At 67.5% G+C, this 265-nt stretch carries 1 pseudogene; it reads right to left on the bottom strand.

From position 1 onward, the window contains the following. Positions 1-265: pseudogene (locus tag E4487_RS24115) on the bottom strand (aminotransferase class III-fold pyridoxal phosphate-dependent enzyme); the annotation flags it as partial.

The following is a 265-nucleotide window of genomic DNA, read 5'->3' as shown; positions in this document are numbered from 1 at the left end:
GGCGGCCCAGATGCCGAACGCTTCCGGCGACTGCTCGCCACCCTCACCGAACCAGTACGGCTGCGGGATGTGGGCGATGCCGGGAATCGGCAGGTCGCCCTGCTCGTGCATGAACTTCATGCCACCGAGGCTGGCACCGGCCACGGTGGAGCCGTGGTAGCCATTCTCGCGGCCGATGATGACCTTCTTGTTCGGCTGGCCCTTGCACGCCCAGTAGTGGCGCACCAGGCGCAGCATGGTGTCGTTGCCCTCGGAGCCGGAACCG

Origin of the sequence: Pseudomonas sp. BMW13, assembly GCF_013357275.1 — a bacterium.
Lineage (GTDB): Bacteria > Pseudomonadota > Gammaproteobacteria > Pseudomonadales > Pseudomonadaceae > Aquipseudomonas > Aquipseudomonas khazarica.
The sequence above is the reverse complement of the archived record's forward strand: the minus strand, read 5'-3'. Positions and strand labels throughout refer to the sequence as shown.